This is a genomic window from Guptibacillus algicola (assembly GCF_020171805.1).
Classification (GTDB): Bacteria; Bacillota; Bacilli; order Bacillales; family Guptibacillaceae; genus Guptibacillus; species Guptibacillus algicola.
Map to the genome: position 1 here is coordinate 240,948 of NZ_JAIVAF010000003.1, position 16,320 is coordinate 257,267.

At 41.6% G+C, this 16,320-nt stretch carries 19 protein-coding genes; 17 read left to right on the top strand and 2 right to left on the bottom strand.

Annotation, left to right across the window (positions count from 1 at the left end; all coding sequences use genetic code 11):
- Window positions 1–530 precede the first annotated feature (530 nt).
- The 8 genes from LCM09_RS08655 to LCM09_RS08690 are packed head-to-tail and all read left to right on the top strand — an operon-like array spanning window position 531 to window position 8,356.
- Complete coding sequence (locus LCM09_RS08655) at window positions 531–1,337, top strand: nicotianamine synthase family protein (RefSeq protein WP_224880668.1); 807 nt, start codon at window positions 531–533, stop codon at window positions 1,335–1,337.
- Window positions 1,338–1,350: 13 nt separating this feature from the next.
- Window positions 1,351–2,604: an opine metallophore biosynthesis dehydrogenase gene (locus LCM09_RS08660; RefSeq protein WP_224880670.1), complete on the top strand. Its 1,254-nt coding sequence runs from the start codon at window positions 1,351–1,353 to the stop codon at window positions 2,602–2,604.
- Complete coding sequence (locus LCM09_RS08665) at window positions 2,601–3,476, top strand: DMT family transporter (RefSeq protein WP_224880672.1); 876 nt, start codon at window positions 2,601–2,603, stop codon at window positions 3,474–3,476. The genes LCM09_RS08660 and LCM09_RS08665 overlap by 4 nt, the downstream gene beginning before the upstream one ends.
- A gap of 18 nt (window positions 3,477–3,494) precedes the next feature.
- Window positions 3,495–5,030, top strand: a complete 1,536-nt coding sequence (gene nikA / locus LCM09_RS08670; protein WP_224880674.1) for a nickel ABC transporter substrate-binding protein — start codon at window positions 3,495–3,497, stop codon at window positions 5,028–5,030.
- The gene (nikB, locus tag LCM09_RS08675; protein WP_224880676.1) at window positions 5,027–5,962 is read left to right on the top strand and encodes a nickel ABC transporter permease; all 936 of its coding nucleotides are present in this window, start codon (window positions 5,027–5,029) and stop codon (window positions 5,960–5,962) included. Before nikA ends, nikB begins: the two co-directional genes overlap by 4 nt.
- Window positions 5,959–6,771 (top strand): nickel transporter permease, encoded by an 813-nt coding sequence (gene nikC / locus LCM09_RS08680; RefSeq protein WP_224880678.1) that lies wholly within the window; start codon window positions 5,959–5,961, stop codon window positions 6,769–6,771. Before nikB ends, nikC begins: the two co-directional genes overlap by 4 nt.
- 2 nt (window positions 6,772–6,773) lie before the next feature.
- The gene (locus tag LCM09_RS08685) at window positions 6,774–7,580 is read left to right on the top strand and encodes an ABC transporter ATP-binding protein (protein WP_224880680.1); all 807 of its coding nucleotides are present in this window, start codon (window positions 6,774–6,776) and stop codon (window positions 7,578–7,580) included.
- Entirely contained in the window at window positions 7,574–8,356 is a 783-nt protein-coding gene (locus LCM09_RS08690) for an ABC transporter ATP-binding protein (protein ID WP_224880682.1), read from the top strand. Before LCM09_RS08685 ends, LCM09_RS08690 begins: the two co-directional genes overlap by 7 nt.
- Window positions 8,357–8,469: 113 nt before the next feature.
- Here the strand turns inward: LCM09_RS08690 and LCM09_RS08695 are convergent, their stop codons facing one another.
- Both LCM09_RS08695 and LCM09_RS08700 read right to left on the bottom strand, forming a co-directional pair.
- Window positions 8,470–8,760 (bottom strand): DUF6958 family protein, encoded by a 291-nt coding sequence (locus tag LCM09_RS08695; protein WP_224880683.1) that lies wholly within the window; start codon window positions 8,758–8,760, stop codon window positions 8,470–8,472.
- Window positions 8,761–9,027: 267 nt separating this feature from the next.
- A complete protein-coding gene (locus LCM09_RS08700; RefSeq protein ID WP_224880685.1) occupies window positions 9,028–9,549 on the bottom strand; it encodes a CPBP family intramembrane glutamic endopeptidase in 522 nt (173 codons plus the stop codon).
- 230 nt (window positions 9,550–9,779) lie between these two features.
- On the opposite strand from LCM09_RS08700, the gene LCM09_RS08705 reads away from it, so the two are divergent.
- The 9 genes from LCM09_RS08705 to LCM09_RS08745 all read left to right on the top strand — a co-directional run bounded on the left by LCM09_RS08705 (window position 9,780) and on the right by LCM09_RS08745 (window position 16,293).
- Window positions 9,780–10,016: a hypothetical protein gene (locus LCM09_RS08705; protein WP_224880686.1), complete on the top strand. Its 237-nt coding sequence runs from the start codon at window positions 9,780–9,782 to the stop codon at window positions 10,014–10,016.
- 55 nt (window positions 10,017–10,071) lie between these two features.
- Entirely contained in the window at window positions 10,072–10,788 is a 717-nt protein-coding gene (locus tag LCM09_RS08710) for a DUF421 domain-containing protein (protein ID WP_224880688.1), read from the top strand.
- A 163-nt stretch (window positions 10,789–10,951) separates the two neighbouring features.
- The gene (locus LCM09_RS08715; protein WP_224880690.1) at window positions 10,952–11,329 is read left to right on the top strand and encodes a VOC family protein; all 378 of its coding nucleotides are present in this window, start codon (window positions 10,952–10,954) and stop codon (window positions 11,327–11,329) included.
- A 194-nt stretch (window positions 11,330–11,523) separates the two neighbouring features.
- Entirely contained in the window at window positions 11,524–12,042 is a 519-nt protein-coding gene (locus LCM09_RS08720) for a hypothetical protein (RefSeq protein ID WP_224880692.1), read from the top strand.
- Between the two features lie 203 nt (window positions 12,043–12,245).
- Complete coding sequence (locus tag LCM09_RS08725) at window positions 12,246–12,449, top strand: hypothetical protein (protein WP_224880694.1); 204 nt, start codon at window positions 12,246–12,248, stop codon at window positions 12,447–12,449.
- Between the two features lie 304 nt (window positions 12,450–12,753).
- On the top strand, window positions 12,754–13,308 hold the full coding sequence (locus LCM09_RS08730; protein WP_224880696.1) for a TetR/AcrR family transcriptional regulator: 555 nt from the start codon (window positions 12,754–12,756) through the stop codon (window positions 13,306–13,308).
- A gap of 53 nt (window positions 13,309–13,361) precedes the next feature.
- The gene (locus LCM09_RS08735; RefSeq protein ID WP_224880698.1) at window positions 13,362–14,834 is read left to right on the top strand and encodes a serine hydrolase domain-containing protein; all 1,473 of its coding nucleotides are present in this window, start codon (window positions 13,362–13,364) and stop codon (window positions 14,832–14,834) included.
- Between the two features lie 256 nt (window positions 14,835–15,090).
- A complete protein-coding gene (locus LCM09_RS08740) occupies window positions 15,091–16,077 on the top strand; it encodes a bile acid:sodium symporter family protein (RefSeq protein ID WP_224880700.1) in 987 nt (328 codons plus the stop codon).
- A 45-nt stretch (window positions 16,078–16,122) separates the two neighbouring features.
- A complete protein-coding gene (locus tag LCM09_RS08745; RefSeq protein WP_224880701.1) occupies window positions 16,123–16,293 on the top strand; it encodes a hypothetical protein in 171 nt (56 codons plus the stop codon).
- Window positions 16,294–16,320: the final 27 nt, after the last annotated feature.

Sequence of the window (16,320 nt, forward strand, 5' to 3'; positions counted from 1 at the left end):
AACTGAGACAATCTTAATTAAGGAGGAATTTTATGCTTTGGCTTATGTTAATCATTATATTTTTGCCTTTTATAGCTAGGAGAATAGAAAGGCATTTTCAAAGAATAAAAAAGGAAAAAAAGGAAATGAAGGATATCTTCAGTGATTGAGAGGATATTGATACCTAAGTAATTCACTTCCTTTCGATAAAGAAGCACTTCAAAAATTGTATTAATTTGTAAAAGATAACGAAAAAGATCGGTGATGCGCGTGCATCATCGATCTTTTTTATTGTTTAGGTCTTAAGTCTCTAATCGACGTGTGTTTTTTCAACATCTATTGGCGAGTGGATTGCTTTGTTAATGAAGGTTTAGAGGGCTTTAATAGCTTTAAGAATTGTTAAAGTTGAGTGGAGTTTTCAGGCTAAGACTATTCGCTTATTTACCAAAAAACGCAATAAAAGTAATTTACAACACGTACTCTGTTTGCCTATACTTAATTTTGTAAATCGAAACGGTTTCGATTTGTAGGAAAACCAGAAAGAGGTGAACATGTTGAAAACAAAATATGAGTTACTTTGCTCGTTGAAGGTCATCGAGTTTGAAATTGCAGAACTTGCTCGTTATTCGAAAGAGTTTGATGGGTGCTATGAGCTGTTGCGTAAGAAGTTGGACGATCTATGCAGCTTCATAAAAAGTGAGGAAAACAGCTGGAAGTGGGATCAGTGGGGAGCACTTCAAGAAATTCAGGAGCTGTCAGAACGGTTACGGGAAACATCTGTTAGTGCTCTTTGCGATGTAGAGAAGTACCAATCTGTGAGGGCAGAACAATACGGGATTTCCTCTAGCCAATACATAACTTCCCTTGCAAGGTCAGTGAAAGAAGAATATCGCTACTTAGGCATACATAAAGCATCAACCGTACTGTTTATAGGCTCAGGAGCGTTTCCGACGACAGCTCTTACGATTGCGAAAGAAACTGGGGCACGAGTGATCTGCCTCGACATTGATCGTGAAGCAATCGATTTGTCGATACAGGTTGCGAGAGCATCTGGACTTGAGAAACAGCTGTCCTTTTTGCATGGTGAGATTCAGAATTACAAAGAATTTGAGAACATCACACATGTGCTGGTTGCATCACTTGTGAAAAACAAGCTCGAAGTCATCGATGCATTGCAGGACAAGGTGACAGAAGAAACAAAAGTTATCGTTCGGTTTGGGAACGGTTTGAAATCGATCTTCAACTATCCAATCGGTGAAACGATAACGGGTTGGGAGCAAACGTACATGGAACCTGGAAACAATGACACGATTTACGAAACGCTCGTTCTTGAAAAACAGAGCAAGGCGTTAGCGTAAAGGCGGTGAATCAATGAACAAAAAGCATACATTAATCGTTGGAGCAGGTCCTGCAGCGATTCAAACAGCAGTTGCTGTCGCGAATACCTGGAAGGGTGACGTATCGATTGCAAATCGTAATGGTTCCTATTCAGAAAAGGTACACCAGACGCTCGAGAGGAACGGAAATACCATAACTGCGCTTGCCAGGGAGTGGCCATCTCTATCTGGCACAGTGAACATCTCTCGCTTTTATCGAAGATTGGAATCTGTAGAAGATCGATTTGAAACGATCATTCTGTGTGTCCCGAACTACAGTTACGGTGAAGTAATCAAATCCTTGAACATAACTAATCTTAAACGAGTTAAAACGATACTTTTATTGTCAGCGGGGATAGGTTCCAATCAACTCGTATCAGAGTTAGTTAATCTTTCATCTCAGAGAATCGAAGTGATCTCTCTTTCCAATTACTTTGCAGCAACGAAATTTTCACAAGGAGAACTCTTTAGTGCCTACACAAAAGCAGTTAAGAAAAGGGTGTATCTTGCATCGAATATAAAAGGATCAGATATGACAGCTATCAGGCAGCTTTTAGAAGGTGCAGGTATTGATGCCGTTGTAAAAGAGAAACCGATCAATGCTGAGTGCCGGAACATCACGACGTATGTGCATCCACCGTTTTTCATAAATGACTTTTCACTGAATGAAATTCTCTCAGAGAAACGCTCGTTGAAATCGCTGTACAAGCTCTATCCTGAAGGACCAATCACACCGGAGAGCATCAGAACGATGGTTTGGCTCTGGAAGGAAATTTCCACACTCGTTGAGGAATTGGGTGGAGAGCCGATCAACTTACTTCAGTTTCTGAACGATGACAACTACCCGGTTCATGAGGAATCCATCTCTCGCTCAGATATTGATCACTTTCCGTATTTTGAACCAGCCGAACAGGAGTATCTCCTGTACATTCGCTATGCTTCAATCTTAATCGATCCATTTTCTATACCAGATGAGAACGGAAGCTATTTTGATTTTTCGAAAGTACCGTATCCGCAAATATCTGAACGTGAAAGCGGAGAGTGGGTACTACCGAGGATCCCATTTGAAGATTATCAGCACTTGAAAAGTATATCTCGACTTGGCATGGAAAAGGGAGTACATATGCCTCTGACAGTTGAGCTTATTCATCTGTTCGAGGAGAAAGTGTTGGAATGGCAGTTAGAAAAAGGCAGGGGAATAAAGGGGCTCGACTTAACCGAAACGGGTGAGAGGAAGGTAAATACATGAAGAATGGCGTCATACTTGCAATCCTATCTTCCTTGATCTTCAGTTTGATGAATGCGCTCGTAAAAGCGGTCGGGGATACGGTTCCATCATCAGAAATTGTGTTCTTTCGGAGTGTAATCGGGACGATATTAATCTACTACTTTATGAAACGGTACAGCGTCCCTTTTTCAAGAAAAGGAATACCGATGCTGATGCTTCGAGGGGTGTTCGGTGCATTGTACCTATTAGCGTATTTCTACACCATCTCGAAAATACCGCTTGCAGATGCGAGTATACTTGCGCATCTTTCTCCGTTCTTTGCGGTTTTCTTTTCGTTTTTGATATTGGGTGAACGAGTTTCGAAGCGAGTTCTCGTGGTCGTGCCACTCGTTGTGCTCGGAGTAATCCTTTTGGTGAAACCCGGTGCGTATGAGTCGTATTCTGTTTTCGCACTTGTCGGTGTAGTGAGTGCCATGTTTGCGGGGGCTGCTGCAACGAGTATTCGCTACTTAAGCAGGACACACCACTCATTTGAAATTGTGTTCTACTTTCTTGCAACAGGCACGCTAGTAGCGATTCCTCTGATGTGGAACGACTTTGTCATCCCAACGCTCGCTGATTTCGTTATTTTGGTAGCAATCGGCGTCGTGTCACTGCTCGGACAGGTCTTTCTTACAAGAGCGTTCACGCATGAAAGCGTGGTTGTCGTGGAGGTTGCGCGTTATATCGGCATCGTGTTTAACGCACTTTGGGGATTTCTTTTTTGGGCAGAAATACCGGATGTGTTCACCCTATCCGGCGGAGTTTTGATCATCACAGCGTGCATTTTACTTTCACGGAAAAAACATAAGTTGTCTAGCAGGAAACTAGTTGCGGTAGGAAAACAAAGTTAAAAGGAGAGAACGTTAAAAATGAAAAAAATAATGACTATGGGGCTTGTCCTCGGATTGTTCGTAAGTTTGATAACAGCTTGTTCATCCAGTGAAACATCGGGATCACCTTCGTCTTCTGAAAAAGACACCAAGGAGGTAACGTTTTTATCTAATTTTCCAAGTGAAACGCTCGATCCTCACTTAAATTACACCCCGGTTCGCGCTGGTGTAGCTGAGACGCTCGTTAAAATCAATGAAGATATGGAGCTTGAACCATGGCTTGCAGAAGAGTGGGGCAGTGAGGATGATGGGAAAACGTGGACGTTCACGATTCGCGATGATGTGACCTTTCACAATGGCAAACAGGTAGACGCAGCTATGGTGAAGCAATCGTTAGAGCGGAACATCGAAGTAAGTGAAGCGATGAAAGCTGCTTTGAAGGTAGAATCCATTGAAGCGGAGGGACAACGTCTTACGTTAATTCTAGAAGAAGCTTTGCCGGAGCTACCATCTGAACTTGTGCATCCAAATACAGCGATCGTTGATAGTGAAGAAGAGGCGATCGGACAGCAGCCTGTTGGCACTGGTCCATTTAAAGTTGTCTCATTTTCTCCTGGAAGTAAGGTTGAGTTAGAACGAAACGAAGACTACTGGGATGGGAAACCGAAGCTTGATCGTGCGACTTTCACTTTTAATGAAGACGCTAATGCACGTACGCTAGCACTTCAATCTGGCGATGCTGATATCGTTTATCGTCCTGCCATTGAGAGTGTACAGCAATTGAAAGAAGACGATACGCTTCGAACAGATGTGGTTCCCGGCGTTCGAACACAGATGCTTCTCTATAATTTCAACAGCGTTTTAGCAGATCAGGATATCAGAAAGGCGTTTGATCTATTGATGGATCGCAATGACGTAATCGACAGCACGCTAGCTGGTTATGCAACGGCTGCGGGTGGTCCGTTCTCAAACGAATACCCGTTTGCTTTGATCGAAGAGAAAGATGGTGGGCTCGATCAGGCGAAACAACATCTTCAGGCAGCTGGTGTAGAGATGAAGGATGGGAAGGCGCTGCTGGATGGCGAGGAGTTATCGCTTACTCTATTAACCTATTCGTATCGTCCAGAGCTCCCGTTGATGGCACAAATTCTTCAATCAAATGCAAAGAAGCTTGGCATTTCGATTGAGATTCAACAGGTGGAAAACATCGATGAAGAAATGGCGAAGAGTGAAGATTGGGATCTCGCAACGTACAGTCTATTAACAGCCCCAAGAGGCGATGCGAGCTATTTCTTAAATTCAGCCTACAAAAAGGGTGGTTCGTTACATAGCGCCGGACGAGTAAACGATGAGGAATTGACGAGAATAATAGAGAATTTGAACGCTACAGTTGAGAACGAGGAAAGACAAAAGTTAGCGATGGCAGCGAATGAGGTAATTAACGAAAAAGTTCTTCATTCCTTTATCGCACATCCAAGTAATGTCGTGGCTTATAAGGATTCTGTAAAAAACTGGGTCACAAGTAAAAGTGAATTCTATGTCTTAACGAAAGACCTCGATGTACAACTAAAATGAAGAATGTAGGGAGTCGGTTTCTGGAGTTTGTTTTATTCTTACTCGTTCTTTCTTTTATTAGTTTTGCTTTTATTAAACTAGCGCCTGGAGACCCGGTGATGGGGATGTTAAAGGCAGACGAAGTGGTTGTAACCGAAGAACAGGTCGATAAGCTTCGTGAAGAGCTCGGTTTCGATAAGCCAATCTATCTTCAATATATAAATTGGATGCTAGCATTTTTTCAATTTGATCTCGGTTATTCGTATATGACGAAACAACCGGTCATCGAGGAGCTTTTCTCGAGGTTGCCATCGACACTGACGTTAACGGCTACTTCTCTTGTCGTTATGATCGTGGTGGCATTTCCGCTCGGTAGTCTTGCAGCGATCTATCGGAATAGTTGGATCGATCATGTTAGTCGGCTGTTTGCACTGCTTGGGGCTTCGATCCCAAGCTTCTGGTTAGGGTTGCTACTGATTCACCTTGTTGCAGTTCAGTTAGATTTACTTCCCTCTATGGGAATGGGGACGTGGAAACACCTTCTCCTTCCATCCGTCACACTCGGACTTGCAATGGCAGCCGTGTATGTAAGAATCCTCCGCTCTAGTTTACTAGATAGCTTTGGACAAGATTTCATTCGTGCAGCGAAAGCAAGAGGACTATCACGAAAGAGGGTCTTTTTTCATCATGCATTTCGTCATAGCCTGCTCCCAGTCCTGACGATCTTTGGCGTTAGTCTCGGTAGTCTGCTAGGCGGGACGGTGATCATCGAAGTACTGTTTGCTTATCCTGGAATCGGAAAGCTTGTAGTCGATGCGATTTTGAAAAGAGATTATCCGATTATCCAGGGTTATATCTTCATTATGGGGATCCTGGTCACGGTAATTAATCTAGGTGTGGATGCTTCGTATCATCTCGTTCATCCAGAGCTTAAAAGGGGGAAGAGGAGATGAAGGGAATTGGAACGGGAAGGTTATTACTAGTCCTTACCGTCATTGTTTTGGTAGCTTTATTATTCCTTGCACCGTACATCACTCCGCACGACCCCCTTGAAGCGGATCCTGGAAATCGGTTGCAACCGATGAACGGTGAACATCTCCTTGGTACAGATCATCTCGGTCGTGATTTATTATCAAGAATACTAGAAGGCGCTCAGGCTACGGTTGGAATTAGTACTCTTATTATGTTGATCGTACTGGTGATTGGCATTCCAATCGGCATACTGTCCGGTCTTTTAGGAGGGATAATCGATCGGATTTTCATGCGGATAACGGACGCATTCATGGCGTTTCCAGATTTTATTGTCGCAATCGTGTTGAGCGGTCTTCTAGGCCCTGGGATGATGAATCTCATGATCGCCATTGCTACGGTAAAGTGGACAAGTTACGCAAGGCTCGTTCGAAGTACAGTCATTAGCGAAAAACAGAAGAACTATATACTCGTCGCAGAGCTGAACGGGGCGTCTACCCTTCGCGTTATGAGCAAACACATCTGGCCGCATATTATAGGACATGTGTTAGTCCTCTCTACGCTCGACATCGGAAAAGTCATCCTTATGATTGCTTCTCTTTCTTATATCGGGCTTGGAGCGCAACCACCTGCACCCGAATGGGGTGCCATGTTGAACGATGGGAGAGCTTACTTCCATCTTGCGCCTCATCTTATGGTTGTCCCTGGACTTGCGATCGTGTTCGTTGTCCTGGTATCAAATTTAGTAGGAGATCGAATGAGAGATTACTACGATGTAAGGTCGGGTGAATGATCATGTTGAAAATTAGTGAGTTAACGATTGCCACCACGAATGAAACCCTCGTAAAAGATGTCACGTTGTCCGTTGCTTCCGGAGAATGGGTAGCGCTTGTTGGAGAAAGTGGTAGCGGGAAGAGTCTTACTGCGTTAACGATCGGTGGCTTGTTATCGGGTCAAGTAAAGGTTGAAAGTGGGAGCATTACTTTCGGAGATCGCGATCTTATTTCAATGAAGAGAAAGGAGCTTTCCCGTTTACTGGGCAAAGAAATCTCGTACGTATTTCAAGACTACAACAGCGCTTTTACACCGTTTCTTTCAGTTGGAAAACAAATAGATGAGGTTCTTCGTACGCATACAAAATGGTCACGTCATGAAAGGCTGGGTATCGCGCTGAACGCGTTAAAAGATGTGAAGCTACAAGAGTCTGTTTATAGGAGCTACCCCTGTCAATTAAGCGGCGGACAACTGCAGCGAGTTGCAATCGCAACGTCGATGATGCTATCGCCTTCTCTATTAATTGCGGATGAACCGACGACGGCACTTGATTCCATAACTGCACATCACGTGCTCGAGCTTCTTTCAAAACTCGCGAATGAAGCGAATTGCGGGGTCCTATTCATTACGCATGACCTGCGACATGTCAAAAAATACGCTACACGAATCGCAGTTATGAAAGATGGACAGATCGTAGAAACCGGTACGAAGGAGAAAATTTTCACAAATCCACAGCACCCTTATACAAAAAGTCTTCTGAAAGCTATCCCGAAGCTTAACGATCATCGTACCCGTCTCATCGGGTTGGAAAAGGAGGTCTCATGGTGAGGAGGCAGGACGCCAATTTACTTACAGTGAAGCATGTAACGAAAACTTACCATTCTGATTTGCGGGCCCTCGAAGATATTTGCTTCTCCATAAAACTGGGCGAGTGTGTTGGCTTAATAGGAGAGAGCGGAAGTGGAAAGAGCACGCTCGTCCGGTGCTTATTACAGGTGGAACAGATCGATTGCGGAGAAGTGCTGTTTCAATCGCACTCCCTTCATAACTTAAAAGGGAAACGGTTGCGAACCGCCCGTCGGAACATGCAGGCTGTTTTTCAGCATCCAGACGCATCTTTGAATCCGAGGATGAAGGTCATCGATTCGCTCATGGAGCCATATGATATCGAGGAATCTATCACTTTTAGCCGCAGTGGGAAAATGAAGCGGAGAAAGCGGGCGATCGAATTACTAGAAATGGTCAACCTGCCGACAAAGGTGCTAGATTCCTATCCACATGAACTCAGTGGCGGGATGAAGCAACGCGTGAATATTGCCCGAGCGATCAGCACCAATCCAGCACTTCTTTTACTCGATGAACCGACGGCAAGTCTTGATGTTTCTGTGCAAGCATCGATTTTGAATCTATTAAAAGACCTTCAGGAGGAATGTGGCTTTTCGTATTTATTTATTTCTCATGACCTTTCAGCGGTGAACTTCATGAGCGATTCTGTGATGGTGATGAAGGAAGGAGAAATCGTGGACGCTTTTGAGGCCTCGAACCTTTTTGGCCCAGATAGAGACGCCTATACGAAAGAATTACTTGAGGTTTATGAAATGTAAGAAGGATTTAGAGGCCGCTGATGTATCCAACAGCAGCCTTTTTCCGAAATATATAACTCGATAATAGTATGGATTGTACAGTATTAATTTGGAATGAGCTTTAGTCGAATGTTTCAATCGTTATCCTTAACGATTTGAAGTTTTTGAGGGCTAGATTTCGTTACGCGTTCTATGATCCCTCTCGCTTCAAGATCGAGTTTGACACTTGTCACGTACCAACTTGGGGATCCATCTAGGGTTCCTTTTAATCGATGGGAACATTCTGTAGTTAGGTTTTTAAAGGTAATTACGTTGTTTTCACTAATGATATCCAGAATTGTTTTCTTTACCAGATTATACTTTTCTTTATTTATTGAAGGCATCTCCTTGGAATCTGGATGCAATAATTGTACCCGATCTTCCATTGAACATATCCCCCTTTACACGTAATAATGTTATCTACTCTTCATATTACTAAATCTAACCTTATTTTTCATCTGATACATTGTGTTTATTGTATCGATGGAGACTGCTCTCATGCTTTCACTCTTCCCTATAAACGAAAACCTAGAGGGTTATCTCTCCTGATTTTTCTTGTGTCGTATACGTTCATCCTAAACCGTTTCCACTGATTCCAGCACAAAGGGAGCTTACCTTAATGAGGTAAGCTCCCTTATGTGTATGGTTGAACCTTAAAGCAATGGAATAAAAATGAGAATAAGCAAGTCGAACAAAATGTGGGAGAGAAGCGGAACCCAGAAATTGTTTCTTTTCTCATAGATCCATCCCCACACGATTCCGCCGACAAGGGCGGCAACGATAAGAAGGGGGGCACCTGAATAGAGGTGTGCGACAGCATAGAGTAACGTCGCGAGGATGATTGTGTCCCCTTTTTTGTAATATTTGAACTGTTGCTGTACATAGCCTCTCCAGTAAATTTCCTCACCAGGGATCACGATGAGCACAAGACTGAGGAAGTGCCATGCTTTAACAGGTTGAACAATATCATAAAAGTCTTCCATATTAGCAAAAATGGATGGAGCCAGCCATTGGATGAGCTGAATCCCGACATAGCTTAATCCATAAAGAAGCAACGCACTAATAATGATATAGGCTGTATCTTTCATCGTAATTTTCTTAAACACGAGCGTACCCGTTGTGATGCTTATAAAGATTAGTATTGAAAGAGTAACGGTAAATACGGGCCAAAACATTATTGGAAAAAAGACGAAGCTTATAAAAAGAAGTGCATGAGCTAGAAAGAGCGAGCTATATAGTATCGTTTTTTGAATATGTCATCATCCTAACTGATTTGACCTCAACGTATGATTACCCAGATTGCGTTCGGACTATGTATGAAAGAGCACATCGCAGCACATTGAACTGTTTATGTGAAACGAAGTTGCATCTTATTCGTAAATACTAGTATAAGGGGGATGATTGTGTGAAGAGATATGGATTATTTATCGGAAGTTTTATCGTCGTTTATATTCTACTTCAGTGGGCCTCAGGATTCTTATTAACCGTGAGTTACACGCCAGATTTATCATCTGATGGGACTCCTTGGCTTCAAGAGGTGAGCTTTGGTCAAAACAGCCTTTCTTTTGTGGTGGTGCTAATAAGCGCTACGATTGCTTATATCTTATCAAGAACGTATCGATCCAGGCATAGAAGAACGTAATGGTTTAAGAAGACTTTGGGAATGATGAGCGTAACGAATGAAAGAGGTGCTCATCATGGAAGATGTTCTAAAGGATACCGTGAAGGTCATTTTTCGTATTGTAACGATTCTTCCTTTCATGCTTGCGATTGGAATTTATATGGGAAAGCGTTCGATTGGTGAGCTTCCGGTTTTTGATTTTCTTGTGGTACTCGTTTTCGGAGCGGTCGTAGGAGCGGATATCGCAGATCCAAAGATCGACCACATCCATACGGTTGTTGCGATGATTGTGATTGCACTTTTACAAAAACTGATTATCAAAATAAAGCTTAACAATCCAACGTTAGGGAAGCTCTTCACCTTCGAACCGACCGTTGTGATGTATCAAGGGAAGTTTCTTAAGAAGAACTTGAAGCAGATCCAATATTCGATCGATAACATTCTTCAGATGCTGAGGGAAAAAGGTGTGTTTCATACGCAGGATGTCGAGCTTGCGATTGTGGAGGCAAATGGAAGACTGAGTGTGAAGGTATACCCTGGGAAAGAGGGAATCCTTCGTGAAGACATGTCGATCTTCAAGTCAGGGAACGATTTCGAGATCCCTGTTATTCTTGACGGTAAAGTTCAGAATGACTTGCTGCAGCGCATGAATAAAACCGAATCCTGGCTGATGGATCAGCTCAACGGTGATCCCGTTAGTGAGCTTTTTTATGTTGGGTTGAATAGCAAGGGAGAACTAATCATTTCACCTAAGGATCAAACGACGAAAGGGGTCCCGCCGATTGAGCATTAAGGAATAAATTCAATTTCTCCTTCATTGGACATACCTTGTGGGCAAGTTCATACACTAAATGTGGTGCTATAGTTCTAAGTATCACGTAATAAAAGGATTTCCTCTAAGTCCTAGCGAATGAAAAGACGCAGGAATTTATTGAAAGAAACAAGGAGGAAAATCCATGATCGCAAAGCTCGGACAGGTAATGGTTTATGTGAAGGATCAAGATCAAGCAGTTACCTTTTGGACTGAGAAAATGGGGTTTGAAGTCATCGCTGAAGAAAATGCCGGAATGAGATGGATTGAGGTAGCACCGTCTATGTCAGCTGAAACAAGCATCGTCCTTCACAACAAGGACATCATCGCGAAGATGCAGCCAGACATGAATCTCGATACGCCTTCACTCATGTTCTTTACGAAAGAGCTAGATCATTTGCATGAGGATCTCTCTTTAAAAGGTGTGAAGGTGGGAAAGATTGTGCAGATGGGCACGAATAGGGTCTTCAACTTTGCGGATTTTGAAGAGAATTATTTTGCGGTGGGGGAGAGAATAGAATAGGTTTAGTATCATTTTGAGTTTGATTTCACTGTAAATCAGACTCGTTTTTTTTATTTTTTGCGTGAGAAAATAGCTTCTTCCTTTTTATACCTTTTTATGACAGACTAAGTATTAGTGATTCTAAATAAAGCAGTAACAATTCAAGTTACGGAATGAACAGAAATGTTTTACTGTTATTAGAAAGGTAGTATGTAATGTTTCGCAAAGTGTTTCAAGTATCTCAACTTGCTTTCTTACGCTTTTTGACAAGGCTAATGTTGAAGAAAAAGATTTATAAAGAACCTACAAACATCATGAAAAACTTCCAAATGCGCTTTGTTAATAAGGGGTACTTGAATGAGGACTTAACAAAAGGTGCAGAGTCTGCACCCTATTCGATCATTCAAGAATTGGTACATTCGTTTGTATCACTGCGTCAATTCAGGAATGAAGAGGACTTTTATATTCAAGTTGCAAAGAACTGGGTAAACGATTTATACAGCAGCAATCACAAGATCTCATTATTGTTTCTTATCTTGTATGTAGCACTGATCGGTACTGTTTTCTTAAATCAGTATGTTGAAGTAATATCGGGTGGATTATGGCTTATTGGGATATTCCTTTCACCTATAATTGGTTTTATTATTGCCTTGGGAGGAAAAGGGTGGAAAAGGTTGGGCCTTGTATTCACTCACTTATTCCTTTTAACGTATTCCATAATTGTTATTGTTTAGTTTGAAGAAGGTACCATCGAAGGGAGGGGCACTAAAAATAGTGATCTCTCTCTTTTTATTTGGGGATTGTCTGTTAGTTATATATAGTAGGGATTCTGAGACGTTATTTCATAGGGTAAATATATAAGGTTTGGACTTTTCTTCGCTTCATACGTATACAAAGTAATAAAAAATATTACTGCTGTTCTCCTTGTCAAAAGCATGTGAATCAGACCACCTTGTATTCGTATAAAGACGCGAAGAAGAGGGTTAAGCAACTCTTAGAAAATCAGCCTTACGGAAAAGCAGTTTCTGATACCATTCAAGCGCTACAGGTAGCGATCATCACGACCGTCATTGCGGCAATACTGCGACTACCACAACAACGTTTACGAGTAATTGATGAATTCTATGTTGGAAGTGGTTAGAGCCTTTCAACTAAGATAACGATTGTCTTTTACAAACGGATTTTGAAGAGAGCTTTTTTGCGGTAGGGGAGAGAATGGAATAGGTTCATATACTATGTAAAAGAAGCGAATTTAAACCTTCAAGTCAGTCATCAAATAGGGGACTGATCTTTTTTTATCTTCCTGATAACCCGAAAGTGTTTTTTAATAATCCTTCCATACATGAATAGTAACGTTAATTCACTCTTCCTTTCATACGAAGATTGACATCCAAAAGTTTCCATTATATAATTTGGTTGGTTGACCAAATAATTGAGGTGGAACGATGAGTAAGGAAGATAAAAGAGAACGACTAATTGATGCAGCCTACAAGGTATTTGCGAAGAAGGGATTTAACAACGCATCGATTAAAGATATTGCGCATGAAGCCGACATCACTTCTGGACTTGTCCATTACTATTTCAAAAATAAAGAAGACCTCCTGATTTCAGTTCAAGAAAAAGTTCAACAGCGTTACCATAAGAAGTACGGTGAAAAGGATGTGCAGAATCTCACGCCATCAGAGACATTACAAGAAATCAAATCACGTGCCAAAACCGATCCTGACTGGTATCGCTGGAGATATGAATTATACTCACTTGGACTTAAGAATGAGGTCATGGGGGAAAAAGTTGCTGAGATCCTCAAGAATGGAAGAGAGAGTTTGTCAGTTCCTATCAAGCAACTAACAAACGGATCTGGACATGAGGACCAGTTAGCAGCAATACTTCTGGCATGTTTCGATGGTTTAGCACTTCAAAAAATTGTTGATGAAAACTTTGATAGTGATGGGGCTTATGACCTTTTAATAAAACTAGTTGAAATCTATTTTGATAAATAGGTTTCTCTTTTTCTATAAAATTGGTCACTCAACCAATTATAAGGAGGAAAGAGATGAAAAGGTTAATGCTAGTTTCAGGTTCTATCATAGTCTTGCTCGCCATGTTGTTCATTCCCTATGTTACTCAGGCGCAACAAGACCAAAGTTATCAGCTCGAAACGTATATGGGAGATGCTTTGGAAACCTATAAGATCCCTGGTGCATCTTTAGGTGTCATACAAAATGGGGAAGTCGTATTTAAACAATCATTTGGTGAACAAAGTGATGGGTCTCCGGTTAAAGAAAATACGTTATTCTCTCTAGGTTCCTTGAGCAAGCCTTTAACAAGCCTAGGTATTCTTACACTCGTTGAAAAAGGAAAAATCGAGTTAGATGCTCCAATCGATACATATCTCTCGTTTGATTACGGTCAATCCAACAATGAGGATAGAATAACGATTAGACAGCTACTGTCACATACAAGCGGGATTAGTTCTTTTGCTGGGATGACAGTAGCTGATCAAAATCTAAGAGGAAGAAATGCAATATCTGAAGCTGTTGAAGAACTGGACCCAGTGACCCTTGAAGCTACACCTGGAGAGGTTCACCAATATAGTGCTGCAAATTACTTGTTACTTGGAAAAATAATTGAAGAAGTAACAAGTCTCTCATTTGCTGAATATATGCAAAGGGAAGTGTTTGCGAGTTTGGGAATGGATCATACGGTGGCTATGTACAAATCTGCTAAACAGTTAGAGTATCAACCTGGTTTTCAATCCTGGTTTGGGCAACCGGTCAGAAGTGATGTTTGGTTCGATGATAGTGGTGCACCCTATGGATATATGGCTTCTACCCTGGACGATATGATCGTGTTTTTGAAAGCGCTACAAAGTGGTGGTCTGCTTTTATCTGAACCCAATGCTAGCTTGTACCTAGCACCAGAAGTGCATCGGAAAGACGATTTATACTATGGTTTAGGGTGGAGGGTCAATGACAATGAAAGTGATCGATTCGTATTCCATGGCGGAGAAACACCTGATTCACGTGCAGAGTTGTTTTTCCATCAAACTGAAGATTATGCCTTCGTATTACTGACAAATAAGAATAACTTTTCAGAAGTCATGCACACAATTCATATCAAAGATGGTATTCGATCAATCATCGAAAACCAAGAAATGACGCCTTTACCAAAATCAAATTACCAAATGCAATGGCTTACGTTATTGGCGACAGTTGTGACTGGAATTCTAGTAATGTTGAATATGGCAAGGTTATATCGAAAAAATATCTTACGAAACAAGGTATGGTTTGTCGTATCTATTTTTTCAATTGTGCTCGCAGCTGTTCTGATTCCACTTTTCGTCAGTATATTCCAAGTGCCATGGCACTTTATCCAAGCTTATGCTCCTGAGACTGCTTTTCTTATAACACTATTAGTTGGAGTTATAGCGACAAACGGGATAGGAACGTTCGTGTTACTGAAGTGGAAAAAGAAAAGTAGTAGGTTAACGGAAGCAGTGGTTAATGAGGAAAGATATTCTGAATAATCACCCTATGAAAGATAAGTCATTATGTGAATTTTCTACACCTGTAATTGGCAAAAAGGGAATGTGAGTTCTTTTCTCACATTCCCTTTTTGATTAACTCTACTTTACCTGTTGAAATATTTTGATTATTATGTATAATTCGTTTCAATAGTTATTCTAGTGCATGGTGAATATAAGAAATTACAACTAAGATTAGAGCAGAAAATCATGTAGTAGCTTACTCATCATAAAGTCTTGTGACAAGGAAGTGTAGCCGATGAAAACCTTAGAAACAATCAGTAATTTAGCAGGAAAATATTTCGCGATCTGGGTGATTGGAGTAGCGATTATTGCTTACATCATGCCTGCGCCATTCTTAGGACTAGGAAGTTACATAACGATCCTGTTAGGCGTCGTCATGTTTGGCATGGGACTTACATTGAAGCCGGTTGACTTTAAATTGGTTCTCAGAAAACCAGTTCCAGTCATCATTGGGGTAGCCGCTCAGTTTATTATCATGCCTTTATTTGCACTGCTTCTTGCGATTGTGTTTCAGTTACCAGCTGAATTAGCTGCTGGTTTAGTCTTACTTGGCTCTGTTCCTGGTGGGACATCATCAAACGTAATGGTTTATTTAGCGAAAGGGAACCTTGCTCTTTCAGTTGCGATGACGTCATTGTCGACTATGCTAGCACCTATCGTAACACCTCTTATTTTATTAGCTTTAGCAGGGCAGTGGCTGCCAGTCGATCCATTGGCGATGTTCCTGTCGATTGTGCAAGTTATCATCGTACCGATCACGCTAGGTGTCCTTATTAGAAAAATCTTTCCGACTACTGTGGATAAAAGTGCTGCAGCTATCCCGCTCATTTCAGTACTTGCAATCATTGTTATCGTATCAGCAGTCGTTTCTCTGAATGTTGAAAGTATCACGACATCCGGTGTGCTGATCTTTTCAGCCGTTATGCTTCATAATCTTTTTGGATTAACGCTCGGGTATTTAACAGCATTCATGATGAGGTTAGATGAAAGTAAACGACGTGCGATTTCGATTGAAGTCGGGATGCAAAACTCCGGACTAGGTGTCGCATTAGCAACTGCTCACTTCGGCCCGTTAGCTGCATTACCTAATGTCATTGCAGCAGTTTGGCATAATATTTCAGGTCCGATTCTCGCAACGATCTGGTCTAAAAAACCAGTTGAAAAAGAAGAAAAGGATACGACCACTCCAGTGAAGACCAAACTCCAAAGAACCGGAAACTAATTTGATAGAGTTACCTTTTTATTATGCAATCTTAAGGGGGTCAGAATGTTAAAAAAGTGGATAAAGGTTATCCTACGAGCTGTTCCGTTAGGAATTGGTGTCGCTACGATCAGTATGGTTATTCGAGGGTCGATGGAAATGAGTAACCCAATTACATTTTTATCGATAGGAATGATCTGTTTAGCCGTTTTGCATTTTGACGAAAAGGAAACGTAATGGGGGCAGTGAAAAATGATAGGGTCT